The sequence below is a fragment of the Paenibacillus sp. J22R56 genome, from assembly GCF_056269375.1.
The window spans coordinates 752,742-776,562 of the sequence record NZ_JBWDNV010000002.1 but is presented as its reverse complement, the minus strand read 5'-3'; the positions used below and the strand labels follow the sequence as shown (position 1 = coordinate 776,562).

Genomic DNA, 23,821 nt, shown 5'->3' with positions numbered 1-23,821 from the left:
CCTTCTGGGTTATACTGTGCAATCAACTGCACACTCATTAAGATTAACCGATTTCATCCTCCTCGTACATAGCAGCCTCTCGATCACGAATATGACGCCGTAATAAGGCGGCTAACTCACGGTCGATCGTTCCTTTTTCATATAAAACTTGAACTTCCTCCCGTTCAGCTTGGATAGCAACCCAGTGGAGCTCCTTCCTTGCTTCATTAAAGTCATTCGACTTGTTCCTAGAGTGAATCGGCATCGTCTTCATCCTGTTGACGATCTGATTATAGTAAGCGATCACGAATTCGCTTGGATCATTCTTGACCTCTGGCATACAGCGGGCTTGCATCTCTTCAAGGACAGCTTCCGAGCATTGCAATTTCAGTCCTCTTAAGGCGTAGATATCTGCCTCTGTATAAGCGGCCTTGTTATTGCCCGTAAGTAAAGCTTTAATCTTGCTTAATAAGCCTTTGATCACCATCTTACTAAGATGTAGCCGGTTGGCGAGAATCAGTTCGATTTGATCCAGCATTTTATTATAGAAATGAGCATGCTTGGGGCTAATTAACCCTTTCTCCAATTGCTTATGGACGTAGTTACGTTCAATTCCCAGCGCGAGCATCCGCATCTCTAATTCTTCTCTCTTGCCTCGGGAAAGCTGCTTGTTCGGATTATCTTTCATGTCGATCTGCAAAATCATCCGGCGATATTCGGCAATGACGGATTCCACTGCTGCCTCATTTGTTTCATTACTGACATGCTCCAAATGCTTTACTGCTGCGCCCATCACCTTCATCTGCCATTCTCGTTCTTCATGGCTTCTCTCGGCTTCGTTGGCAATGACCCGTTTCTTCGCGATAAGTGGCAGCAGAATACTTGCTGTGAGCAAAGACAACAGGATAATAAAGGCCGCCAGGAAAATGATTAAATCACGTTGTGGGAACGGACTACCATTGTTGAGCAGCAAGGGGATGGAAAAAGCACCCGCAAGCGTGACCGCACCTCGTACTCCTGAGACTGTCGTCAATACAATGACCTTGAAGCTTAACGTTTCTCTGCTGGAAGCTCCAAACCAAGTGAACAAAAACGTCCATACAAAGCGCAGCACCAGAAGCAGAGCAAAGATAATGATCGCATACCAAATGACTACATAATTGTTAAAGCCCGGATCTTTGAAAATAACCGAAGTAACATCAGGGATTTGAATACCTAGAATAACAAATACAAGGCCGTTCAAGATGAACAAGATGACTGACCAAGTACTCAACGATACGGATCTCAGCTTCGGCATAGATTGATCCGCCCGGTCATCTTCTACCGCATGCACAATTCCGCCAGCTACAGCTGCAAGAATGCCGGAGACCCCAAGCTCTTCTGCAACAAGGTAAAGGATAAATGGGGTTACTATCTGCAGCAGCATATGCATCGTTTCATCCTCAAGCCCTGCCCTTCTAAGCAGTTGACGGATAAGGATGATTATGAAGGCAATGACAGCACCCACCAGCAGCCCGCCAACAGCGATGACAAGAAAGCTGAGCGTTGCTTTATGCAAGGAGAATATGCCCGTCATCGCTGCAGCAACCGCAAATTTGAAAGCGACAAGACCGGACGCATCGTTCATCAAGGCTTCTCCCTCGAGCAGCCTCATTAAGCTTTTGGGCAGTTGAATACGTCCGGCTAATGCACCTACTGCAACGGCATCCGTTGGAGATAAGATTGCAGCAAGACCAAAAGCCGCCGCGAGCGGAATAGACGGAATCATCCAATGAATAGTGTAGCCCACCACAAATACGGTAGCGAAGACAAGCCCGACGGACAGCAGCAATATTGGCGCACGAAGCCGCCACAGCTCATCCCGAGGAGTATGCTTCCCATCGTTATACAATAATGGCGCTATGAACAAGATGAAGAACAATTCCGGTTCAAGATGCAGATGAATGCCAAGTGGAAGAATCGTCATAACCGCACCAAGAGCAATTTGGATCAGCGGCACTGGCACGAACGGAATAAAACGATAGATGACGTTAGAGACGCCAATCAGGATAAGCATAATGAGTACAGCAATAAAGACTTCCAAGCGTGATCCCCCTCCATGTTCTCACCTATTAAAAGGCATATACAAAAGGATCAACCGCAAATCGCGCTCGATCCTTTTTATTATGATCTATCTCCCCATGTCTGTTAGACCGGGAGCGTGTTCGTTCGGAAGTTCCGGATTATAAGGCACTGGATATCCATCTGGCGGCGGTATAACTTGAAGCTCTCCACCATTCCGGCTTGGAGATTTGCCGCTGTAGATTTCTGCAATTCTGGTGTCATCAAGCCGGAAGTTGAATTGTGCGTTATGGAAGCCCATCTCAACGTATTTCCGGCATTCCGGATATTTATTAATATCATAATTAGGCACTGGGAACAGATTCCCCCAGTTGACGCCAAGTGTTTCAAGCGCTTTAGCAAAAGCATTCTGATGCGCATTATCACGTACGATAAGGAAGGCTATGGTTTCGCGGAAAGCTTTGTTGGAGCTCATTTCATAAATCCGGGATTTCTGCAGAACACCTGTTGATTCAAGCACCAGATTATCCAATAGATCTGCTATCAGATTCCCATGATTATAAACGTAATTTCCCATCCATGGGTTACCTCCGGCATCAACAGGAAGAGAGCCTTGAGCTCCAACGATATAATGATGGGGATTAGCATGTTTGACAGCCTCATCAAGCGGAGCACCATCTACACCAGCATTACCCGGATTTTCTTCTCCTGAACCAGTTAACAGCTGATTAATGGTTGTCTGTACCAGCTCGACATGGCTGATCTCCTCAAGAAATACGCCTCTGATCAGATCACGATACTGCGTTGCTTTCCCTCTGAAGTTCGTGCTTTGGAAAAAATACTGCATCATCGTACGCATCTCGCCATAATGCCCGCCTAGCGCTTCCTGCAAAACCTTTGCTGCAGCAGGGTCTGGCTTGTCCGGCACAATCATGTTAATCAAATCTTGTTTATAGAAATACAAGTCGAACCCTCCTTTAATTGGCTTAAGCGCTAATAGCTTGCGCTCAAGGACAATATTTCATTCTGTGCTGATGATTCCTTGCCGAGTAGGACAAATTACCGACATGTAAATTGAAATGAAAGGGAGGGTTCCTGCATGAATGAAGAAATGTCATATGGTGAAGATTATCATTTCCTTCCGGTCACCTCTATTAAGAGCGGCTTGGGACAAGAAGTTTTACCTGATCTATTTTGCCAGACCATTCAAATTGTAAATATCTGTTTCATTGGCCAACCGGGAGAAAAAGACTGGGTGCTGGTTGATGCTGGTATGCCCCATTCGGCTGATGATATTATCTCAGCTGCGGAGGAACGATTTGGATTAGAAAACAAACCAAGCGGCATTGTACTGACACATGGGCATTTTGATCATGTTGGTTCGATTATCGAATTGATCAGGCATTGGGATATCCCTGTTTATGCCCATCCACTTGAGCTTCCGTATTTGACTGGGCAGCGCAATTACCCCACACCTGATGCTACGGTAGAAGGTGGATTAGTCGCAAAACTCTCACCCTTATTTCCTAACGATGCTATCCAGCTAAGCGATCATGTAATCGAGCTTCCATCGGATGGATCGATTCCCATTATGGCAGGCTGGCGATGGATTCACACACCTGGACATACCCCCGGTCATGTGTCTCTATTTAGAGAAAGCGACCGCACCCTGCTTGCAGGTGATGCTTTTGTTACCGTCAAGCAAGAATCGCTTTGGAGCGTTATTACTCAGGATCTTGAGATTAGCGGACCTCCCCGCTATTTGACTACGGATTGGGAATCAGCCTGGGAGTCGGTTAAAAAATTGGAGGCTTTGAGGCCAGAGACAGCTGTTACTGGACATGGGATGCCAATGACAGGTCAACTCCTGTCTGAAAGCCTGCAGAGATTGGTTCAAGAATTTGATCAAATTGCTATCCCTGATTATGGGAAGTACATCCAATAACGAAGAAAAAGAAACCACAGAATATCGTGGTTTCTTTTTCTTCAACGTTGATTTAGTCTAACAGCACCTTGTCTCCCAATTTAACGGAACCAGGTTGGAGCACGGAAGCATAAACGCCAAAATGCAGATTAAACTCCTCATTCACTTTTCTGAGCAAAGTTGGATCCTTCACCTGCGTATCGGGATCCATCGTAATTAGTACACAACGCTCACAGAAGCTGTCCACTTGCAGCTGTGTGTCACCAATGGAGAGCTTTCGTCCAATCCAATCTCCTTCTGTAAACATATCATCACTTACCGTAATGACGAAATTCGCACGAAATCGACGATCATCCAGCTCCTTCCCCCATGTCTCCTGCAGCTTGTTTAAGGAAGAGTCCGTAATGATCAGGATACTTGCCCCGTCAACCGACAACAGTTGTGAATTTTTAGCCTCAGGGTGGGGTTCCTTCCGTTTAGACATCGTAAGAGTTGTGGAGGTCTGGCTTTGGATCTCTTCTAATAAATCTTCATCCCAGCCAAATACTCTGCCGTCAGGCGAAGTTACTTGAATGTCTCCATCTTTAAATTCTGCTTTATAGTTAAGCAGATTAGGAATATTTCTAGCCGTTATGTACTTGTACCATTCTTTCTTGGTCTCATCGTAAAAGGTGACAAAACGATCCCCTTGTAAGCCATACTCTTCAATAACACAGTCCTCCAGCTTTTCGCCGGCAAACGATTTAATCGGATAGCGATAAATCTCGCTAATTTCACCAATCTGCACCTTTCATTCCTCCATCTGACTTTGAATAATTCTATTTTAACGGATGTTACCCAGAAAACAAAAATGAATATTGTTGTTCTCAAGCCTAACAGATTAATGATATTCTGATATCAAGCATACAAAAAATGGAGGTTTTCTCAAAATGAGAGCAATGGTCATTCATGCCCCAGGGGCCCCCGATACATTCACAATGGCGGACATGCCTATTCCTGAGCCTGGGCTAGGTGAAATTCGGGTGCAGATCAAGGCAGCAAGCCTAAACCCTGCAGATTATAAAATGACGGCAAACGGCAATCCGGCTTGGCAATATCCTTTCATTCCTGGTCTTGATGCGGCGGGGATTGTGGATGCTGTTGGAGAAGGTGTTACGGGCTTTGTTATCGGTGATCATGTCGCTTATCATGGAAGCTTTATGAAACCAGGTACATATGCCGAATATGGCATAACGAAAGCTCATACGGCTGGTCGTATCCCAAGCGGCGTAACCTTCGAGGAAGCTGCCGCCTTCCCTTGTGCTGGACTAACTGCCTATCAAGCCTTACTAGAGAAGCTGAATGTGAAAGCTGGACGTTCCATTCTTATTCATGCCGGTGCCGGCGGCGTTGGCGGGTATGCCATCCAACTGGCAAAGCTGCTTGGAGCATCTCCAATCATTACAACGGCATCGACAGCCAATACGGACTATGTAAAACAGCTTGGCGCTGATGTTGTTATTGACTACAATACCGAAGATGTAGCAGCAAGAGTCATGGAAGCGACAAATGGCTTAGGCGTTGATTACATCTTAAATTCACTCAATCGGGTAACAGCCCAAGCAGATCTGACTATGCTTTCTTTTAACGGCCAACTAGCCTGTATCGCCGGCGCTCCTGAGACCGTAGCCGACTTCCAGCCATCCTACAAAACTTTCTCGGTTCATAAAATGATGATTGGCGGTGCTCATTTATCCGGTGATGTTCGTGCTGAACGTGAACTTGGAACGATGACAGAAGAATTCATGCAGCTCATCTCTGATCGCAAATTAAACGCCATCGTGGAGAAAAAAATCAGCCTGGAAGAAATTCCAGCAGAGTTAACCCGTCTATCACAAAGACATGTTCGCGGCAAAATCGTAGTGGTCATGTAACTAAAATAAGCTTACTCTTTGTGCAGAGTAAGCTTATTTTTAATAGGAGGAATCATAGATGAGAATCCAAGAATCCGGTATTATTTTATTCACGGAAAATTACGAGACTGCCGTAGACTTCTATGCCGCACATATAGGATTACATATTCGCGAGCGACAGACTAATCTTACCGTATTCGACTTTGGCGGAAGCTATCTTATGGTTGAGCGAGGCGGCGTGAGCTCGTCAGCAGAAAAGTCGAGAGCTCAGAATCCAACCGTTCTGCGGTTTGATGTGATAGATTTTGAGCAGGCTGTGCAGGAGCTGTTAGACAGAAGAGTTACGGTAGACGTTCATATTCATAGTTGGGGAACGATTGGCGTCATCATTGATCCAGAAGGTAATCGCATTGAACTCAAGAAAGCTTAATTTTCTTCCAAGCCTGCTCTAACTCCTGTTGCTGACGCAAATGATGACGGGTATGCATTTCAATCAAATCGAACCATTCCCTAGCATTCAGCCAGCCGAAGCCCCCATGTCTTATTTTATAGTTGGGATTAATAAGTTGGATTCGAGCATCCCATTCTCTCATCTTGCTGAGCAGATCTTCCAAATCACGGATATGCTCGGCTTTGTTTTTTTCATTATTAGGACTGTATTCCATGCCTGGCGGTAATTTGATCTTAATAGGCGGAAACCCTCCGCGCTCGATGAGCTCTTCACCAGTCTCTGTTTTGCCTAAAGGCTGCTCAACGCTCGAGCTTGTGCATTGTTCGATTTTATCCAGATATTCTAGTGCCACATCAACGATATGAGAATAAACCTGGCCCATCGACCATACTCCGGGTGCGCTGCTATAGCGTAATTGCTCCATAGGATAGATATCCAGTCGATCTTTGAATGCGTTTATAACTTCCAATCCTCTCACTAACGTGCACCTCGCTTTTTTAGTGGATTCTGTATGTCTCATCCGTTTGTATCAACTCTATTATCTGCTCAAGCGGCCGGTCGTGACTATTGTCCAAAAAAAAGACGCACTTTCCCTCGAGGATCGTGCGTCTGTCTATTTAAAAGTATAAGTCTTGGAATTTATTGGTGTCAACCAAGTTGGCGGAACACCCACGTAGTGTAACACGGAAAAACCGTGTTACAGCACCGCGTTCAAGGCTTCAATCGCTTTTCTCCAGCCGCCGTAAGAGGTGATGTCTTCTGCACCGACTGCTCCGTACGCTTCACATATAAAGCCGGGGATGATTGTACCATCCTTGAGTTCCAATTTACCAATGCCAAGCGGTCCGGGAATAGCAGCCGTGAAGGAACCAAATGCAGCGAGCGGCATCTCCCATACTTCAACAGTAATGGATGCTCCGCCATGCGTCTGTTTTAACAAGCCAGGTTTTGGCGGCACGGTTTGAAGCTTCATCAGCTTGTAGGTCGCGGATGTATAGTCTTCACGGACAAACGCAGCCCCATGCTCGAGCATTTGGCGCTCCAGCGGCAGACCACGCATGTGCAGACCACACACAGCTACGAGAGTAGAAGGCTGCTTCTCCTTCAAAGAACGGATTGTTTCTGCTAATTCGAAGAGCATCCCCTCTCCTCCTGACGAGGCAAATAAGGTTATCCCAAATGGCAAATCCTTCTCAGCTTCGCCCGATTGAACAGCGAGTGCACATAGATCCAGCAAATTACAATGATTCGTATATTTGCCCATGGCGCTATTCGTCCCTATCGGGTCAGCCGCAACCTGCTCACGTGTCCAAGTGCCGCCCGCTGTAGGCATCACAAGTACCGAATTTTGCAAAAGCTTGCTCGCCGCGAGCTTATAGCCCTGCAGCTTATGGAAAGCCTTGAATACGGATGAAGCATCGAATTCCGGCTTTGTAGCGCCTCGAAGTACTTGTTCAGTTACCGGGAAAGTAACGCCAGGATTCGCTTCAATAAACGAGCCTAGTGCAGCCCATCGCTCTGCAACCCAAGGTCCTTCATACAACAACGCTGCTGCAGCTTGGAACAGCTCTACTTCTACATATTCGATTGGAAGCTTTAAAGCCTTGAGATCAACAACTGCCTGCTCCCATGCAGCTTTATAACTGCCCGCAAACGGGCCATAGAAATCAAGCGGGCCTTCAGGCAACAGGATTTTCACAGGCAGCTTATGTTCACCCGCCGAGATTTCTTTAGACCATGGATCATTAGCTTGTAAGCCTCGCACCACTTGATCGACCAGCTCCGCATCCTCCAGATTATGGGTAAATACTGTCACACAGTCCAAGCTTTCGCAAGCTGGTACAACCCCTTTAATGGACCATGCCCCAACACTTGGCTTCAGACCAACTAGATTATTAAGTGCAGCAGGTACTCTTCCCGATCCAGCTGTATCCGTACCTAGCGAAAATGCTGCCTGACCTAAAGCAACAGCAACAGCGGAGCCGGAGCTTGAACCACCGCTGATCAGCTCTGGCCGAAGCGAATTATGTGTCTCGCCGTACGGGCTTCGCGTCCCGACCAGTCCAGTTGCGAACTGGTCGAGATTTGTTTTGCCAACAGGAATAGCTCCTGCTTCTATTAGACGTTCTACTACAGCAGCATGATCAGCTGGGAGATAAGAGAAATCCTCACAGCCTGCTGTCGTTGGCATTCCGGCCACATCGATATTATCTTTTACCGCAAACGGGATACCCCAAAGCGGCAATTGTGTACGATCAAGCTGATCAAGTCGATCCAGATAACGCTTGATAAAAGCTAATGATGGCGGTGTAATCCAGATATGCTTATCCTCATCAGCTTGAGCACGATCAATGATGGTTTGGATAACTTGCTCTGGCGTCAATGTTCCGTTCAAATAGCGCTCACGCAGCGTAGAGATCGTTATTCGCAGTTGGTTATCATTCATACGCTTGTCAACTCCCTCTCCGATTGTTTCGAGATGCCAACAATGAGTTGGCCGCCATTTACACTGTCACCTGGCTTAACATGTACGGAATGAATCACACCGTCGAATGGTGCATTTTGCGAAAACTCCATTTTCATCGACTCTACAATAATAAGGGTATCGCCCTTCTTAATCGTGTCACCTGGATTCACGAGTACTTTCCAGACGCTGCCCGGCATGGAGCATTTCATCGCATCCACATCAGACGGAAGCTCTTCGTCACTTACTGGCTTCGACGAATCCTGCTCAGATACGTACTCTGCAAGACCAAGCTCCTTCCAGCGCTCGCGCTCCTCATTGAAGGACTGCTGCTGCTGGCTGCGGAATTGACCAGTGCTTTCCTCAATGGAACCCAGGAACTGCAAATATTCACCAAGATCAAAGGTCGTCTCCGTAATGTCCGCTTCGAACCGTCCACGCGGGAAGTCTTCACGAAGCTGGAGCAATTCCTCTGCCGATACCGGGTAAAATTGAATTTGATCAAAGAACCGGAGCAGCCATGGCTTACCGGATTTGAAGCTTTCTGTGGAACGAAGTTTGTTCCACATTTGAATCGTGCGGCCTACGAATTGGTAGCCGCCAGGACCTTCCATGCCGTATACGCACATATAAGCGCCGCCAATGCCAACTGCATTTTCCGGAGTCCAAGTCCGTGCCGGATTGTACTTTGTTGTAACAAGGCGATGACGCGGATCGATTGGAGTTGCAAGTGGTGCTCCAAGATAAACATCACCGAGGCCAAGTACAAGATAACTGGCATCAAAGACAATTCGCTGCACATCATCAATACTCTCAAGTCCGTTCACACGGCGGATAAACTCCAGGTTGCTTGGGCACCAAGGCGCATCTGGACGAACATTTTGCTGATAACGGTCAATTGCCAGCTGAGTAGCTGGATCATCCCAAGATAACGGAAGGCGGACGATACGGGAAGGTACACGAATCGATTCAAGCGGCGGCAAGTTGCTGTCAATCGCGAGCAATTGCTTTGCTGCTTCCCGAACGGTCATTCTCGAAGCATCGATATGCACTTGAACAGAGCGTACACCTGGCGTCAGATCAAGCACAGGAATGGTACCATTCTCACGAATTGCTTCTATAAGAGCATGAACCTGGAAGCGCAAAAGCAAATCCAGTTCTAATGAGCCATACTCGACAAGAAGGTTCTCATCACCGCTGCAGCGGATCGTTATCGGGAACTTACGCCCTTCAGCTTCACGGTATAGTACCGGATATTCTGGCGATACAGAAAAATGCACCACTGGTAATACTACCGCTTCGATTGCTGAGCAATCCCCTTCTTGAATCGCATCCAGCAGCTCTTCCTGCTGTTTACGAAGCTCTTCTGCTTCCTCCAGCGTGACGAGTTGGAATCGGACTTTATCGCCCGGATGCAGTTGACCAAGCTTCCAGAATTCTGCCGATGCCGTCGTAACCGGACATACAAAACCACCAAGGCTAGGGCCATCCGGTCCGAGCAGGATGGGCATATCACCTGTCAGATCAAGCGTTCCGATCGCATACGCATTATCATGAATATTTGATGGATGAAGACCTGCTTCTCCTCCATCCTCTCTCTCCCAAAGAGGAGCTGGACCAATAAGACGTACACCAGTTCTAGAGCTGTTAAAATGCACTTCAAAACTTGTATTCGCAAGCTGTTCCAAGTATTCAGGTTTGAGGAATTCGTTTGTGCAATGCGGCCCTGGAATAACACCAATTGTCCATTCACGAGTAATGGCTGGCTGTAATTGACTAGGCAGCGAAGGCTGCACTTGAATCAGATCCGCTCCTTGATGGCGATTCACACCAAGCACGTCACCTGTACGGATTGCACGTCCACCATGTCCGCCAAATCCACCAAGCGTAAAAGTTGATGCACTGCCAAGAATAAGCGGCATATCAAACCCGCCTTCGATCAGTAAATAAGTACGCAAGCCTGCTTCTGATTCTCCAAAGCTGAGCACTTGTCCGCGTTCTGCTTTTACCGTTGTGTACATCGGGATGGACACGTCATCCAAAGTAGGCTGCATATCTGCACCAGTTATACAGAACAGCATACTTTCTCTGAATTTATAAGAACCACCGCGAAGTGTCAGCTCAAGGCCACTAGCTTGATCGGCATTGCCCAGCAGTTTGTTCCCGATACGGAATGCGAGTGGATCCATTGGTCCGCATGGCGGTACGCCAACATCCCAATGACCTACTCGGCCCGGATAATCTTGAACCGTTGATTGGATACCGCCATCAAGAACCTCAATAGCCGATTCTGAAGGTGCAAAGTTATTAAGAAGTTGGGTGAATACATCTCCTGCCGTGAATTGTTCTTCATCAAGCAGTGCTTGAACATACTGCAGATTTGTAGTAATCCCATAAAAACGAGTCTCTTGCAGCGCCTGCTTCAGCTTACCAATTGCATCTTCTCGATTCTCGCCATGAACGATGACTTTTGCCAGCATCGGATCATAAAGCGTCGTAATTGTAATCCCATCGCGAACCCAAGTCTCGTTACGAGCTTCAGACGAGAACAAAGCTTGATCCAGTTGGCCCGCACTAGGACGGAATTGCTGAAGACAGTCTTCTGCATAAATACGAGCTTGGATACTATGTCCTTTTGGCGTACCCACGAGCGATTCCAGTGCACGAAGCTCACCTGCCGCTTCCTTCACCATCCACTCCACCAGATCAAGACCAAGTACTTCCTCAGTAACGCCGTGTTCGACCTGCAGACGAGTGTTTACTTCGAGGAAATAGAACTTGCAGCTGGACGGATCATACAGGAACTCAACGGTTCCGGCACTGCGATAACCAGCTTCTGCTGCCAGTCGCTTCGCACAAGCAAGGATTTCTGCCCGAACCTCTGCTGGGAATTGAGGTGCCGGACTTTCCTCGACTACCTTTTGGTTCCGGCGTTGTACGGAACAATCACGTTCACCAAGAGCAACAACTTCGCCAAATTCGTTACCAAAGATTTGCACTTCAACATGGCGTGCTTTGGCAATATATTTTTCAAGGAACATACCGCCGTTCTTGAAGTTGGCTTCAGCAAGGTGACGCACGTTGTCGAAGGCAGCGCGCAGCGCATCTTCATCTGCGCATACTCGCATGCCGATCCCGCCGCCGCCTGCTGTACTTTTCAGAATAACGGGATATCCAATTTCCGATGCATGGTGAGCGGCTTCCTCCAGCTCAGTCAACAGAGGCGTACCTGGCAGCAGTGGTACATTCGCTCTCTCCGCAAGCTCACGTGCGGAATGCTTCAAGCCGAATGCTTCCATTTGCTCAGGAGTAGGTCCAATAAACACAATACCGTTCTCTCGACATGCCCGTGCAAAATCTGCATTTTCGCTCAAAAAGCCATAACCAGGATGAATCGCTTGAGCACCTGTTTCTTTGGCAATCTGCAGGATGAGATCCGCATTCAGATAACTCTCTTTCGCAGGACCTTCTCCTAGAAGAACCGCTTCATCCGCCAGATCTACATGCAGGCTGTCTTGATCGGCTTTCGTATATACAGCAACGGAGGCAATTCCCATCTTACGAAGCGTCCTCTCGATTCGAACCGCAATGGCACCCCGATTAGCAATCAGTACTTTATTAAACATATGAAACTCTCCTCTTCTCCCAAGATGATTAGCTGTTCCAGATCAGGACACGAACCGGTGTAGGATTATAAGCATTGCATGGATTATTAAGCTGTGGACAATTGCTGATAAGTACCGCTGTACGGCCGATCGACTGCATTTCTACATAAGCTCCTGGTGAGGAGACACCGTCATCAAACTTCAAACCGCCTTCTGGCGTTACCGGCACGTTCATGAAAAAGTTCACATTAGGAGCCAAGTCCCGTTTACCGTATGGCTCACCTCTTTGTGCCAGCTGCAGCATGAAGGTATCCCGGCAGTTATGCATGTGAAGCTTCTCATGTGCGTAACGGACCGTATTGCTTTGTGCGGAACAGGAACCGCCTACTGTATCATGACGCCCGCAAGTATCGGCAACAATCTTCACCAGCTCTTTGCTGGATTCCGCCAGCAAGACCGAACCTGTTGTTAAGTAGATGTTTTGCTGATTCGCAATCGTCGCAACCGCACTATAGTGATCTTCCGGATTTTCTGCATCAAAGAACAAAGTATCTGCCGCTTGATTCCCTTCCAAATCAACAATTCGGAGCACTTGACCCGGCTCAAGATCATGCATCCAGCCATCCCCTGCCAAAATCACTTCATTATAGATCGCTGCCTCCGGCAAACGTTCGCTCTCCACTCGGTTAAAGCTTCCCATGATGATTCCTCCTAAAATGAATTGTGAAGCAATTCATGCTTCGTAAGCATCAACTTAATGAATTGTGAAGCAATTCATGCTTCGTAAGCGTCAACTTAATGAATTGTGAAGCAATTCATGCTTCGTAAGCGTCAATAATTACAAACCAAGCAATTGATGATAGCTCCAAGTATTCTCGAACGCTCTACGGTTCTCCGGCCTGTAGTTCAAGCAATAATCATCATCATTCACAGCTTCAGCTTCCAAGACTTCTATGTTTACAGGAACGGAAGGATATACCGTTCTTGGATCAAGCGGATTTGGTGTATTGGACAGAACCAGCAGTACATCCATCTCGGTACGAAGTACAACGGTTGCACCTGCAAGGCAATGCTCTGCCGCGTAATGCATCTGTCCTTCATCATCGCAGTACACTTTGGAGAAGAGATTCACGACCGGTGACAGATCCCGTACACCAAGGCCATTCCTTGTTAACTCCACTGCAAAATTTTCTTGACCTGATCTATGCCATTCATTGCGAAGCTCTTGATAGGTCGTTTTCCCATACTTCCGGTCTGTAAGCGCCCGTGTTGTATAGCCGCTGATCGTATCATGCCAGCCAAGGCTGTCTTCCACGATGCTGGCAAGCACCCGTCCGTTATCGCTCATCAGCGTATTCCCTCTTGTCAGGTGTGCGGTATATTGTGCTTTTAACGAATCCGGCATATTGTAGCGCTCGGTTAAATCCTTCGCATGGAATATCATTGCCGACAGGTTTGCGCCTGCTTCTAATGCAGTGAACCGAATGAGTCTCCCTTTTCGAATCACACCCGACCACTTCTCCCCTGCTCGAACCGATGTTTGCCAAATGCTGCTCATTCCAATTCCCCCTTATATGTTGGTAACAAAAAAAGCCCGGGAGAATAATCTCCCAGGCTTTTGTCCTTCCGTGTCATATGGCTTCCGCCATACGCCGTCTCTTGGACCAGGCTTGGCTGAAACAGCCAACGGAACCCTAGACAGCTTTGTCGTTCTAGCACTTCATTTGCTGTGCAGAACCTTTATTCAGATGTAATGTTTGCTAACATATCGCAAGTATAAGTGGATTCTTTTTCCGTGTCAATATATATAACATTAAAAAATTATTTGAGTTCTGATTCTATTGCTGCAGACGCAGGAAAGATCGAATTGGTGTTAGCTGTTGTATGGCTTTCTCTCGTCCTTCTAGTGCGAATCAGATAATACGTGACACCAAACACGAGCCATACGCAGCCTAGCAGCAAAGCTTGAGTGTCCAGCAAGGTAATCAACCAGATAATGAATGATGCCCCGATCAGTGGGAAAACCAGATACTGGAACGTTTGCTTCAGTGAACGCTGTTTCCGTTTAATAAAGCATTCTACAATAACGGAGATATTGACGAAAGCAAATGATGTCAATGCTCCAAAACTTACGAATTTGACGGCCATATCAAGACTGATCACAAGAGCGAGCAATGAAATGATAGACACAAGGATGATGTTATTGACTGGTGTACGGAATTTCGGATGAAGTGAGCCAAAGAATTTTTTCGGAAGAATCGAATCACGACCAAGTACATACATCAGGCGTGAAACACTTGTAACTGATGTTAAGCCTTGTGTGAAGATCGCGAAAATAAGAACGGTTGTGAAGATTGCACCAAGCGTCGCCCCGCCAACCATTTTCATCAGCTCAAATCCAGCGGAATCCATATTATTAAACGTCAGGTTAGGATAGCTAACTTGAATAAGGACAGAAGTTGCAATGTATAAGACACTTGCGATCAGGATGATAAGCATAATGGCTCTTGGAATCGTCTTTTTCGCATTAATCGTCTCTTCTGACAGTGTGGATACCGTATCAAACCCAAGGAACGAGAAGCAGATGAGTGAAGCTCCTGCAAGCAGAGTCGGCAGTCCCGCATCCATATTTGAGAACGGAAGTACAACATCCTGTACACCAGACAACCCTTTAATCAAATATCCGCAGAACAACGCAATGAAGATAATTTGGAATAGCACAAACAACTTACTTAAGCTAGCTGAGAACTTAATGCCTGCTATGTTAACGACGGCGAGCACCACATTCAGCACAATGATCCAGACATAAGCGGGAATCGCCGGGAACTGCGCATTCAGATAGATGCCGAACGTGAGGCATGCGATAATTGGAGAGAACAAGTAATCAAGCATGATTGCCCAACCAACAGTAAATCCGGGAATCGGGTGCATCGACTTCTTCACATACGTGTAAGACGAACCGGAACCTGGGAAGATTTTGGCCATAACGCTGTAACTATACGCAGTGAAAAAGATAGCGACGATAGAGAGCGAATAAGCTTCTGTGATCATGCCTTTCGATGCATCGTATGCGATACCAAATACCGAGAAGTAAATCATCGGCGTCATCCATGCGAGCCCAAGTGCAACAACTTGAACGAGTGTAAGTGATTGGCGGAGCGTAACTTCTTGTTTCATCTCCAAATTCCTCCCTCTCTCTGAACAAAAATAAAAAAGCCACGGGAAGATATTGTTCATATCCTCCCGGGCTTTTATCCCTCCGTGGACACAGCCGATTAGCTGTGCGTCCTCTCTCGGACCAGACCAGCGGCGTTGCCGCTGCGGAACCCTAGAGGACAAATCTATTCAGTTCGTTGAGCTATGCGAGTTAATCTCACATACTCCGTTTCAACTTGATGTTATTTAATATAACATGAAAATTGTAGTTTTCAAGACCTTTTTCGAAATTTATTCTTTTTCATGTTCGATTTGTTTACATTTGATAAGGGACACCAATAGAAAAAGCAGCCTTCTCCAGTAACGGCGCAGGCTGCTGATCTTCCATGATCTCTGTTACGGAGGGGCAAATGGAATTGGTCAATTGCCTCAGAGACAAATACCCAAGCGCTTCCTCCCCCCTCACATATATTAACGTATAATTCAGATAAGGAGGTGTTGTGAATTATGTCAGGAATCGGCCATGGTAATCATGTTGGTTTCATTCTTGTGCTGTTCATCTTGCTGGTAATCATCATCTGCGGCTGTGGATTCGTAGGTGGATGGGGCGGCGGTGGCTGCGGCGGCTACGGACCAGTTGGTGGAGTAGGTCAAGGTAAAGGTTACTACTAATACCAAAGCTTCATGACGCCTCCATGAAAGCAGACTAACTTAATTTCTTTATATAGAAAACAAAAGACCCTTGCGAGGGTCTTTTGTTTGTTTGTTTGTTTAAAGCACCAATTATTCCGCCTAGACTAGAGAAATATTCTTTTCGCTTAAGTCAGGGGGACCTCTGACATTCCAGGATCCTTGTTCCGGAGGGGCATATGGAATTGGTCAAATGCCTCTATGGCAAATACCCAAGCATATTCTTGCCCCATACATATATTAGAGTATACTCCAGACGTAAGGAGGTGTTGTGAATTATGTCAGGAATTGGCCATGGTTTTAATAATGTTGGTTCCATTCTTGTGTTGTTCATCTTGCTGGTGATCATCGTCTGCGGTTGTGGTTTTGTAGGCGGATGGGGTGGCGGCGGTTGTGGCGGCCCAATGGTTGGAGGCGTAGGTCAAGGTAAAGGTTACTACTAATTATAAAGCCCCATACCTTCATGAAAGCAGAACTTAATTTCTCTCCAATATATAAAAAAACAAAAGACCCCTTCGTGGGTCTTTTGTTCGTTCAAAGCCCGTAAATTTGCCTACTTAGGACAATGTCCTTTACTGAGATATGGAAATGGACCTCTATCACCCCGCTAAATGTCCAAGCAATTCATAACATAGATACATAATATATAGTGTATTCTAAATTACTAGGAGGTTTTATTCTTTATGGCTTCTTCCGGTTTCATTCTTGTTTTGTTTATCTTGTTGGTCATTATTGCTTGCAGCTGTGGTATGTTTGGTGGTAGCAGTGGCTGTGCTCCAGTCCACGGCGGATATCGCGATAAAAAAGAAAGCTAAAACAAAAAAAAGGCCCTTCACGGGGCCTTTTTGTTTGTCTATTTACGTGTATCAGCAAGCATTGCATCTACTGATTTACTCAGCTGTTTGAAGATAAAATTAGGCGCCACGCGGCTCATCAGCTTAAGCAGATTGCTTTGACCTGGACGGATCTCGAGCTGATCCCGCTCCAGACCTTTCATCACATGATCTACCAGCTTAGCAACGTCCATTGGAACGCTGCCTTTCATGTCATTTCCTTCAAATGCATCCACCAAGCTGGTCTGCGTTAATGGCGGTGCCAGTTCAAATACTTGAACCTTCGTATTCTTTAATTGAACTCGCAAAGATTGTGTGTACGAATGTATGCCAGCTTTGGTCGCTCCATAAACCGGTGAGATGGCAAATGGAACAAATGCCAAAGCGGAGGAAACATTCATAATAGCCGCAGACGGCTGCTTTAATAGTTGCGGAAGGAATTGATTAACCATCCGAATTGGGCCGCTGAGGTTCGTCTCAATCTCACGGTTAATATCAAGCAAATCGACTTCCTTCGTTTGCAGGTTAATTTTACGCATTAGACCAGCATTGTTGATAAGGAAATTCAGGTTCGGGAATTGAGCAATCACTTTGTTATACAGATCCGAGATCGCAGTTGGATCAGTTACATCACATTGGAAGGTATGAAGCTTCGGGAATTGCTTCTTAGCATTATCCAGCTTGGCCTGATCTCTGCCGCTGACGATAACGGTGTTATTAAGCTGAAGTAAACGGCTGGCCAGCTCCAGGCCGATGCCGGATGCGCCGCCTGTAATAAGAATAGTATTGGATTGAAGTTTCATTGGACGAGTCCCTTCCCTTTGTCATTATCGGCTGTATTTTACCATCTTGTGCTCCGTTTTGTCACCAAAATAAGTAAAAACAGAGGAACCGAAGTCCCTCTGTTCGTTTACTTAATATAATTATGGCTGACGAGTACCCCTTCAATGGCTTCTGTTGGGATGATAAACTCAATTGGACCCATATAACCAGGAGCCACTTCGTATTTATTAAACACGATAACAAGCTTGCCGTCATTGTTAATGTAGAAGCTTTGATCTTTCTTAATCGTAGAGAACGCTTCTTCCATCGGAATATCATTTGCTTCGCCGGCGATCCAGTAGATTTTACCCTCGTCGCCTTTCATTTGTTCCTTCATCTGTCCGATAATGTTCTCGCTGATCAGCTGCACATATTGATCGTCTTTGAACAGCATTGGCAAATTAATCAGAATTTGATTCTTCTTATCAATCGTATCAAATTTCAATTCCATCGAGGAAGAAGCTGCAATTTGCGTGACGTAACGGCTAATGGAGAAGATCGTGTCGTTATCGGTCTTCACTTCATAGCCCGAGTCTACTGCAATGTGAGCCTCGTTTAGACCTTGCTTCTTCAATTCCTCAATCTCGGCTTGGAATTGATCGTACAACGCTTTATTTTCAGCCAAATACTTCTTATTCAGCCCTAATTGTAAATCTTTGTTCTCCATATTGGTGATTGCGGGCACCTTGATGCTGGCGTCATAGTTAGGATCTTCGACTTTAAACTCTTTTAAAGTCAGCACCTTAATAATTCGATCCACCCCTGGTATCGCAGCAAAGGCATTCGCAACCGTTGTACTTGCATTAATGGCAATCAAGAACACAAGGATCGCTGCCGCAACAGTAAGCCCCTTTACCTTCAACCGTTTTACTCTACGTGTTTGCAAGGCTTGCTTAATAGATCGATTAACGATTAAATCCAGCTCCTCGGGAATCGGTACAGCTTGGTACTCCTTCCGAAGATTATCTAGTATATCAGTCATTACTTGATCTCCTATCCTTTAATTTCACACGAAGAAGCTTTAGCGCCTGATACAGCCGTGTTTTGACAGTATTCACATTGTCGTGCAGCACTTCCGCTACCTCTTCAATCTTCATATCTTCGAAATAACGAAGAATGATAACATCTCGATATTTGGGAGGCAGATCGTCAAGCGTTCTTACGAGATCAATGTCCATGTACTCGTCTACAGCACCATGCGCGTACAGTTCCAGCTTTTCTTGATCCATCGGATAAATCTTCTTATGCTTACGTAAAAAATCGAGCGATGTATTCACAACAATGCGGAAAAACCAGCTTCTCACTACTGACTCATCTTTGAGATGCTCTATACTCGTCATTGCTTTGTAGATGGAATCCTGTACAATGTCGAGCGCATCTTCTTTATTTTTCACATAACTGTATGCCAGCCGGTAGATATTCTGCTTATTCTCGGTAATACAATTCGTCAGTAATTGTTCGGTCTTCCTATTCAACATAGCCCGGCATACCCTTCATTATTTATTCACTTAGTAATGGCATCAATAAGCATAGCTGCGTAAAATTGTGCGCCATCCTTCTTCAAGTGAACGCCATCGTTGGAGAAATAGTCGTCTTTGCCATCACTTGCCGTATACCAGTCTACTATGGTGACATTGCTGAATTCCTTAGCAACTTCTGGAAGCATCTTATTTACGGTATCCTGCCAATTACGAGGCACTCTTGTATTCACCAGATAGATATGATCAACCTTATCGAGCGACAGGATCAAGGCTTTTAATTGTTTGCTTGTAAAAGCTCCATTCGTACCCAGCTCGACAACAACCGTACTGCCCAGCTTGTTGTCTTTCTTCATCTGATTGATAACATCTTGAGCCTGCCGCATTTGCCGGCCAACTTTACCATCAATAACAATGCCGGGAAGCTGTTTCTCCAGGAATGGTGCAGCATCCAGGATGACAGAATCACCAATAACCGTAATACCTTTGCCCGACTGGTGTTCCAGCGGCGGCTGGACGGTATGGTCTGGTTCTGAAGGCTGCTCTGTTGGAGTCTCGGTTGACGGCTGCTCATCAGGCTTAGTCTCATTATCCACTGGCGTTTCAGTCGGCTGTTCCTTAGGAGGTTCTGGCGTTTGTGTCGAAGCCTCTGTCGGTGTTTCTGTCGCAACAGGTTCATGAGGTGTTTCTTTTGGTGGATCCTCATCCTTTGCGGCATGTTCATTTGATGTTGTTTGATCTTGATCAACATGAATGATTTCGCCCTTACCCGTTTCATTTCCATCAGGAGTTGTAACAGGATGCACCTCATAATCCGGTTCGATGGGCTGGGAAACAATTTGCGTAGTGGCCGGCTTAGCTTTCAGGAGATATCCTCCGAAAGAGCTTGGTGTAAGTAATAAAGGAATAATCAACATAAGTGCAATCGGCTGCAAACCAAACCATCTAACGGACAATACTTTCCGCGATATTTCTCTAAATGACCCGCGGCGAAGCGGCTCTTCAATAAACTTATAGGACAAGGCCGCCAAAACAAAGCTTGCAGCAACCTGCACGACCACTAGTGAGACATTGGGAGCGCTTGCTTGATTGGCGGGTGAAGTTAATACGATAACCGGATAATGCCAAATGTAAAGGCTGTAAGAACGTACGCCAATCCACTTGAGTGGACGAACGCCCATTATTTTACCAAGTCTGCTTGCCGGATGAGCAAGAACAGCGATAACCACACCCGTAATAACAGACAACAGAAGAAAACCACCACGATATAACCAAGCATCATATTCATTCATGCTGTACATCATGTAAATTAGAGCCAGCAAGCCAGCTGCTCCAATGATATTCATGGAATAACGAGAGCTTCTTGATACCACCTGTTTCAATTTATGACTCGGCCATACCACAGCAAGTGCGGCCCCAATCAACAGGCCAAACATTCGGGTATCCGTTCCGTAATAGACACGGCTTGGGTCTGCACCAGGTTGGTACAGAAAAGCCATAGCAACAGCGGACGCGATAGCACCAATAAGAATAAAGAGAAATAACTTACCTCTTCGATGAGTTAGCATGAGCAGAAGCGGCCAAAGCAAGTAAAACTGCTCTTCAATCGACAAGGACCATAAATGACCGATTGGGGACGGTGGGCCAAAGCTTTCGAAATACGAGACCTGGTGGAAAATGAGCCACCAGTTATTAACATAGAACAAGGATGACAAGTAGTCGCCTTGCAAATGTAGTAGTCGGTTGGGATTAAGGAACAACAGCCAAATGGCGACGAACAGCAGCATGCAGAACATGGCCGGAAGCAGTCTGCGTGCTCTTCTTATCCAGAAATCTTTTAAATTAAGCTTACCGTGACGCTGTTTCTGAATAAGGATTTGATCGGTAATGAGGTACCCAGAGATAACGAAGAAAATTGCTACACCAATTAATCCACCTTGCGCCCACTTCATGTTCAAGTGGTAAGCGATGACGGCAAGTACCGATAAGGCTCGTAATCCGTCAATTCCCGGCATATAACGTTTCATACTGTTCATGTTGTCTTCCATTGCTGCTTCCGTCCCTTACTTATCAATTAATTAACTATGTATTCAAGACGTGTTAAGGAGTGAAAAAGTTTGCGATTTACAGATGGAAATATAAAACAAAAACAGCATCCCTTATCCTTAAGGAATGCTGCCATAACTACGATGAGAACTTTATGTTACAATCAACTTAAATCAACTCTGCAAGCAGACGAATTCCCTTCTCCATTTGTTCCAAAGAGGCATAGGAATAGGATAGTCTGAGGTGATTCTGATCAGTTTTGTCATACAAATAACCGGGGTTTAGAAGTACCCCTTCCTTTAGTGCGGCTTCGAATAAAGAAGGAATAGCTGGATCACCATTTAACCTTAACCAAATGTAAAAACCTCCGGTTGGAATATGCCAAGTGGCTTTAGCCCTTAAATGATGCTCCAGCAATTGAAGCATATACGCACGCCGGATCTTCAACTCCTTCCTCAAAGAGACAAGATGCTCCTCATATAACCCTTGCTTGAGAAAATGCATGACCGTCCATTGAGACAACGTACTTGCCCCGTAATCCGACTGCATCTTCACATCCGCCAGACGATGTATAACCTGTTCCGGTCCTATTACCCAGCCGATCCGCAGACCTGGACTGAGTGACTTCGACATACTGCCGATATAGAGCACAAGACCGTTCTGATCCAGAGCTTTGATCGGTTGAGGTGACGATTCATCCAGCCACAGGTCACGATAGGCATCATCCTCAATAATCGGCAGCTTATACTGCATACCTAGCTTATAGATCTCCTGCCTTCTTTGCTCCGACATCACAATGCCAGTAGGGTTATGAAAGCTTGGAATCGTATAAAGGAAGGTACCTCTTCCGCTTCTTGCATATTGCTCCAATGTATCCATATCCACCCCATCCGCATCCATCGGCAGAGCAGTCAAACTCATCCCGGCCGATTGGAAGACTTGAAGGGACTGTAGATATGAAGGCGATTCAGCCAGTAAGGTGGAGCCATTCTTTAATAGGCCAAGTGCGATAAGTTGAAGAGCTTGCAAGCCCCCTGAAACGATGAGTACAGAATCAGGAGACACTTTCACACCGTGACGTCCCATATGCCGGCTTATTTGTTCACGAAGCTCATAAAGTCCACGCGGCTCGGTATAGCCAAAATGTTTCATTTGTGCTGGCAGCTCCTGAAGAATAGGCCCAAGCGTTTGCGGGAATAAATCGGGTGAAGGTTCACCTGTCCCAAGCCGGATTATATTCGGGAGAAACTCTGCATGATTAATATCTTGTATCGTACGATGATTAGGCTTGTGATTACCCGTCTTCACATACGATTCCCAATCCGGAAGCTTAGGAATGCTCCTATTCTCTATAGCATGAGTAACCAGTGTCCCGCTTCCGCTTTTCCCCACAATCATCCCCTCCGCCGTGAGCTCTGCGAATGCTTGGACGACCGTACTTCGGTTCACATCACATGCCTGTGCAATAGCTCTCTCGGTTGGAATACGGCTTCCCGGCGGCCACTCTCCACTTATGATTTTATCCCGCATATATTCAGCTATTTGCCGGTATAAGGGGATCCCGCTCTGTCGATCCGGCTTCCAGTTCGTTTCAAACTTCATCGTATCCCCCTCTTAATAGGTACATTGGTTGGTAGCTGTACCAACCAATTTTACGAATAATAAACATTGGTTGGTACGTTAACCAACCAATTGGATGGAGACAATTATAGACGATCCTTATACAATGAGTCCATATTTACAACTAACGAAAGGCTGTGTTTTCTTTGCCGTTCCTCCACGGATTATTGCTCGCGATTGGCCTTATTCTGCCACTTGGAGCGCAAAATGTGTTTATTTTCTCACAAGGTGCACTTCAGCCCAAATTTCGTATGGCACTGCCTCTCGTCATTACAGCTGCTTTATGCGATACAATCTTGATCCTGCTGGCTATTCTAGGTGTCTCCGTACTTATCATAAACATCCCAATTCTGAAGACCATTCTTATTGTGGCTGGTGTATTATTTCTAACTTACATTGGGTGGATGACCTGGCGTTCTGGCGGCGGGCAGCAAACCGTAAAGGAAGCTAAACGCTTCTCCCCCCGTAAGCAGATCCTGCTTGCCGTCTCCGTCTCCCTCTTTAATCCCCATGCCATCATGGATACGATCGGAGTCATCGGCACAAGTTCCTTACATTATAGTGGTGCAGACAGGTGGCTGTTTACGATGGCTTGTATTCTCATTTCCTGGCTATGGTTCTTATCATTGGCCTCGGCAGGCCGCATTCTTGGGAAGCTGGATTCCAGCGGAAAGCTAATGAAGATGATGAATAAAATCTCGGCTCTTCTCATTTGGGCATCTGCTATTATGATGCTCGTCATAAATGCCGGTGATCTCTTTTAGTTGTATAACAAAGAAGACCAATAGCTGAGTGCTGTT

At 46.0% G+C, this 23,821-nt stretch carries 21 protein-coding genes and 2 riboswitches; of the genes, 7 read left to right on the top strand and 14 right to left on the bottom strand.

Features of this window, described 5'->3' with window-relative positions:
- Positions 1-43 precede the first annotated feature (43 nt).
- Positions 44-2,062: a Na+/H+ antiporter gene (locus tag AC0YNT_RS07560; RefSeq protein ID WP_475804004.1), complete on the bottom strand. Its 2,019-nt coding sequence runs from the start codon at positions 2,060-2,062 to the stop codon at positions 44-46.
- 87 nt (positions 2,063-2,149) lie between these two features.
- Positions 2,150-3,004: a manganese catalase family protein gene (locus AC0YNT_RS07555; protein WP_475804003.1), complete on the bottom strand. Its 855-nt coding sequence runs from the start codon at positions 3,002-3,004 to the stop codon at positions 2,150-2,152.
- Positions 3,005-3,139: 135 nt separating this feature from the next.
- On the opposite strand from AC0YNT_RS07555, the gene AC0YNT_RS07550 reads away from it, so the two are divergent.
- Positions 3,140-3,985: an MBL fold metallo-hydrolase gene (locus AC0YNT_RS07550; protein WP_475804002.1), complete on the top strand. Its 846-nt coding sequence runs from the start codon at positions 3,140-3,142 to the stop codon at positions 3,983-3,985.
- Between the two features lie 52 nt (positions 3,986-4,037).
- Here the strand turns inward: AC0YNT_RS07550 and AC0YNT_RS07545 are convergent, their stop codons facing one another.
- Positions 4,038-4,751: an MOSC domain-containing protein gene (locus AC0YNT_RS07545; protein ID WP_475804001.1), complete on the bottom strand. Its 714-nt coding sequence runs from the start codon at positions 4,749-4,751 to the stop codon at positions 4,038-4,040.
- A gap of 142 nt (positions 4,752-4,893) precedes the next feature.
- Here AC0YNT_RS07545 and AC0YNT_RS07540 point away from each other — a divergent pair, with 142 nt between their 5' ends.
- Entirely contained in the window at positions 4,894-5,877 is a 984-nt protein-coding gene (locus tag AC0YNT_RS07540; protein ID WP_475804000.1) for a zinc-binding dehydrogenase, read from the top strand.
- 58 nt (positions 5,878-5,935) lie between these two features.
- Entirely contained in the window at positions 5,936-6,286 is a 351-nt protein-coding gene (locus AC0YNT_RS07535) for a VOC family protein (protein WP_475803999.1), read from the top strand.
- Here AC0YNT_RS07535 and AC0YNT_RS07530 read toward each other — a convergent pair.
- From AC0YNT_RS07530 to AC0YNT_RS07505, 6 genes are all read right to left on the bottom strand, one after another.
- Positions 6,273-6,731 carry a DinB family protein gene (locus AC0YNT_RS07530; RefSeq protein ID WP_475803998.1) on the bottom strand — a complete coding sequence of 153 codons (459 nt, stop codon included), beginning with the start codon at positions 6,729-6,731 and terminating at the stop codon, positions 6,273-6,275. The genes AC0YNT_RS07535 and AC0YNT_RS07530 overlap by 14 nt on opposite strands.
- A gap of 273 nt (positions 6,732-7,004) precedes the next feature.
- Positions 7,005-8,753, bottom strand: a complete 1,749-nt coding sequence (gene atzF, locus AC0YNT_RS07525; RefSeq protein ID WP_475803997.1) for an allophanate hydrolase — start codon at positions 8,751-8,753, stop codon at positions 7,005-7,007.
- Positions 8,750-12,397 carry an urea carboxylase gene (gene uca / locus AC0YNT_RS07520; protein ID WP_475803996.1) on the bottom strand — a complete coding sequence of 1,216 codons (3,648 nt, stop codon included), beginning with the start codon at positions 12,395-12,397 and terminating at the stop codon, positions 8,750-8,752. The genes atzF and uca overlap by 4 nt, the downstream gene beginning before the upstream one ends.
- 28 nt (positions 12,398-12,425) lie before the next feature.
- A complete protein-coding gene (locus AC0YNT_RS07515) occupies positions 12,426-13,076 on the bottom strand; it encodes an urea amidolyase associated protein UAAP2 (protein ID WP_475803995.1) in 651 nt (216 codons plus the stop codon).
- Between the two features lie 138 nt (positions 13,077-13,214).
- Entirely contained in the window at positions 13,215-13,934 is a 720-nt protein-coding gene (locus AC0YNT_RS07510; RefSeq protein WP_475803994.1) for an urea amidolyase associated protein UAAP1, read from the bottom strand.
- Between the two features lie 47 nt (positions 13,935-13,981).
- A riboswitch (guanidine-I (ykkC/yxkD leader) is annotated at positions 13,982-14,085 on the bottom strand.
- 112 nt (positions 14,086-14,197) lie between these two features.
- Positions 14,198-15,553 (bottom strand): APC family permease, encoded by a 1,356-nt coding sequence (locus tag AC0YNT_RS07505; RefSeq protein ID WP_475803993.1) that lies wholly within the window; start codon positions 15,551-15,553, stop codon positions 14,198-14,200.
- Positions 15,554-15,614: 61 nt separating this feature from the next.
- Positions 15,615-15,719, bottom strand: a riboswitch (guanidine-I (ykkC/yxkD leader).
- Between the two features lie 320 nt (positions 15,720-16,039).
- Here AC0YNT_RS07505 and AC0YNT_RS07500 point away from each other — a divergent pair.
- The 3 genes from AC0YNT_RS07500 to yjcZ all read left to right on the top strand — a co-directional run bounded on the left by AC0YNT_RS07500 (position 16,040) and on the right by yjcZ (position 17,037).
- Entirely contained in the window at positions 16,040-16,204 is a 165-nt protein-coding gene (locus tag AC0YNT_RS07500) for a hypothetical protein (RefSeq protein ID WP_475803992.1), read from the top strand.
- Positions 16,205-16,500: 296 nt separating this feature from the next.
- On the top strand, positions 16,501-16,665 hold the full coding sequence (locus AC0YNT_RS07495) for a hypothetical protein (RefSeq protein WP_167274326.1): 165 nt from the start codon (positions 16,501-16,503) through the stop codon (positions 16,663-16,665).
- Positions 16,666-16,905: 240 nt separating this feature from the next.
- Positions 16,906-17,037 carry a sporulation protein YjcZ gene (gene yjcZ / locus AC0YNT_RS07490; protein ID WP_167274323.1) on the top strand — a complete coding sequence of 44 codons (132 nt, stop codon included), beginning with the start codon at positions 16,906-16,908 and terminating at the stop codon, positions 17,035-17,037.
- Positions 17,038-17,075: 38 nt separating this feature from the next.
- Here the strand turns inward: yjcZ and AC0YNT_RS07485 are convergent, their stop codons facing one another.
- The 5 genes from AC0YNT_RS07485 to pdxR form a co-directional block, all read right to left on the bottom strand.
- On the bottom strand, positions 17,076-17,858 hold the full coding sequence (locus AC0YNT_RS07485; RefSeq protein WP_475803991.1) for an SDR family oxidoreductase: 783 nt from the start codon (positions 17,856-17,858) through the stop codon (positions 17,076-17,078).
- A 107-nt stretch (positions 17,859-17,965) separates the two neighbouring features.
- Positions 17,966-18,859 (bottom strand): anti-sigma-V factor RsiV, encoded by an 894-nt coding sequence (rsiV, locus tag AC0YNT_RS07480; RefSeq protein ID WP_475803990.1) that lies wholly within the window; start codon positions 18,857-18,859, stop codon positions 17,966-17,968.
- On the bottom strand, positions 18,852-19,355 hold the full coding sequence (locus AC0YNT_RS07475) for a sigma-70 family RNA polymerase sigma factor (protein ID WP_475803989.1): 504 nt from the start codon (positions 19,353-19,355) through the stop codon (positions 18,852-18,854). The genes rsiV and AC0YNT_RS07475 overlap by 8 nt, the downstream gene beginning before the upstream one ends.
- A gap of 26 nt (positions 19,356-19,381) precedes the next feature.
- Positions 19,382-21,403: an acyltransferase family protein gene (locus tag AC0YNT_RS07470; RefSeq protein WP_475803988.1), complete on the bottom strand. Its 2,022-nt coding sequence runs from the start codon at positions 21,401-21,403 to the stop codon at positions 19,382-19,384.
- A 166-nt stretch (positions 21,404-21,569) separates the two neighbouring features.
- Complete coding sequence (gene pdxR / locus AC0YNT_RS07465) at positions 21,570-23,003, bottom strand: MocR-like pyridoxine biosynthesis transcription factor PdxR (protein WP_475803987.1); 1,434 nt, start codon at positions 23,001-23,003, stop codon at positions 21,570-21,572.
- Positions 23,004-23,167: 164 nt separating this feature from the next.
- Here pdxR and AC0YNT_RS07460 point away from each other — a divergent pair, with 164 nt between their 5' ends.
- A complete protein-coding gene (locus AC0YNT_RS07460; RefSeq protein ID WP_475803986.1) occupies positions 23,168-23,785 on the top strand; it encodes a LysE/ArgO family amino acid transporter in 618 nt (205 codons plus the stop codon).
- Positions 23,786-23,821 lie beyond the last annotated feature (36 nt).

Coding starts and splice junctions, on each gene's coding strand:
- AC0YNT_RS07550 (WP_475804002.1), top strand. CDS start 3,140: ATGAATGAAGAAATGTCATATGGTGAAGATTATCATTTCCTTCCGGTC.
- AC0YNT_RS07540 (WP_475804000.1), top strand. CDS start 4,894: ATGAGAGCAATGGTCATTCATGCCCCAGGGGCCCCCGATACATTCACA.
- AC0YNT_RS07535 (WP_475803999.1), top strand. CDS start 5,936: ATGAGAATCCAAGAATCCGGTATTATTTTATTCACGGAAAATTACGAG.
- AC0YNT_RS07530 (WP_475803998.1), bottom strand. CDS start 6,731: ATGGAGCAATTACGCTATAGCAGCGCACCCGGAGTATGGTCGATGGGC.
- atzF (WP_475803997.1), bottom strand. CDS start 8,753: ATGAATGATAACCAACTGCGAATAACGATCTCTACGCTGCGTGAGCGC.
- uca (WP_475803996.1), bottom strand. CDS start 12,397: ATGTTTAATAAAGTACTGATTGCTAATCGGGGTGCCATTGCGGTTCGA.
- AC0YNT_RS07515 (WP_475803995.1), bottom strand. CDS start 13,076: ATGGGAAGCTTTAACCGAGTGGAGAGCGAACGTTTGCCGGAGGCAGCG.
- AC0YNT_RS07510 (WP_475803994.1), bottom strand. CDS start 13,934: ATGAGCAGCATTTGGCAAACATCGGTTCGAGCAGGGGAGAAGTGGTCG.
- AC0YNT_RS07505 (WP_475803993.1), bottom strand. CDS start 15,553: ATGAAACAAGAAGTTACGCTCCGCCAATCACTTACACTCGTTCAAGTT.
- AC0YNT_RS07500 (WP_475803992.1), top strand. CDS start 16,040: ATGTCAGGAATCGGCCATGGTAATCATGTTGGTTTCATTCTTGTGCTG.
- AC0YNT_RS07495 (WP_167274326.1), top strand. CDS start 16,501: ATGTCAGGAATTGGCCATGGTTTTAATAATGTTGGTTCCATTCTTGTG.
- yjcZ (WP_167274323.1), top strand. CDS start 16,906: ATGGCTTCTTCCGGTTTCATTCTTGTTTTGTTTATCTTGTTGGTCATT.
- AC0YNT_RS07485 (WP_475803991.1), bottom strand. CDS start 17,858: ATGAAACTTCAATCCAATACTATTCTTATTACAGGCGGCGCATCCGGC.
- rsiV (WP_475803990.1), bottom strand. CDS start 18,859: ATGACTGATATACTAGATAATCTTCGGAAGGAGTACCAAGCTGTACCG.
- AC0YNT_RS07475 (WP_475803989.1), bottom strand. CDS start 19,355: ATGTTGAATAGGAAGACCGAACAATTACTGACGAATTGTATTACCGAG.
- AC0YNT_RS07470 (WP_475803988.1), bottom strand. CDS start 21,403: ATGGAAGACAACATGAACAGTATGAAACGTTATATGCCGGGAATTGAC.
- pdxR (WP_475803987.1), bottom strand. CDS start 23,003: ATGAAGTTTGAAACGAACTGGAAGCCGGATCGACAGAGCGGGATCCCC.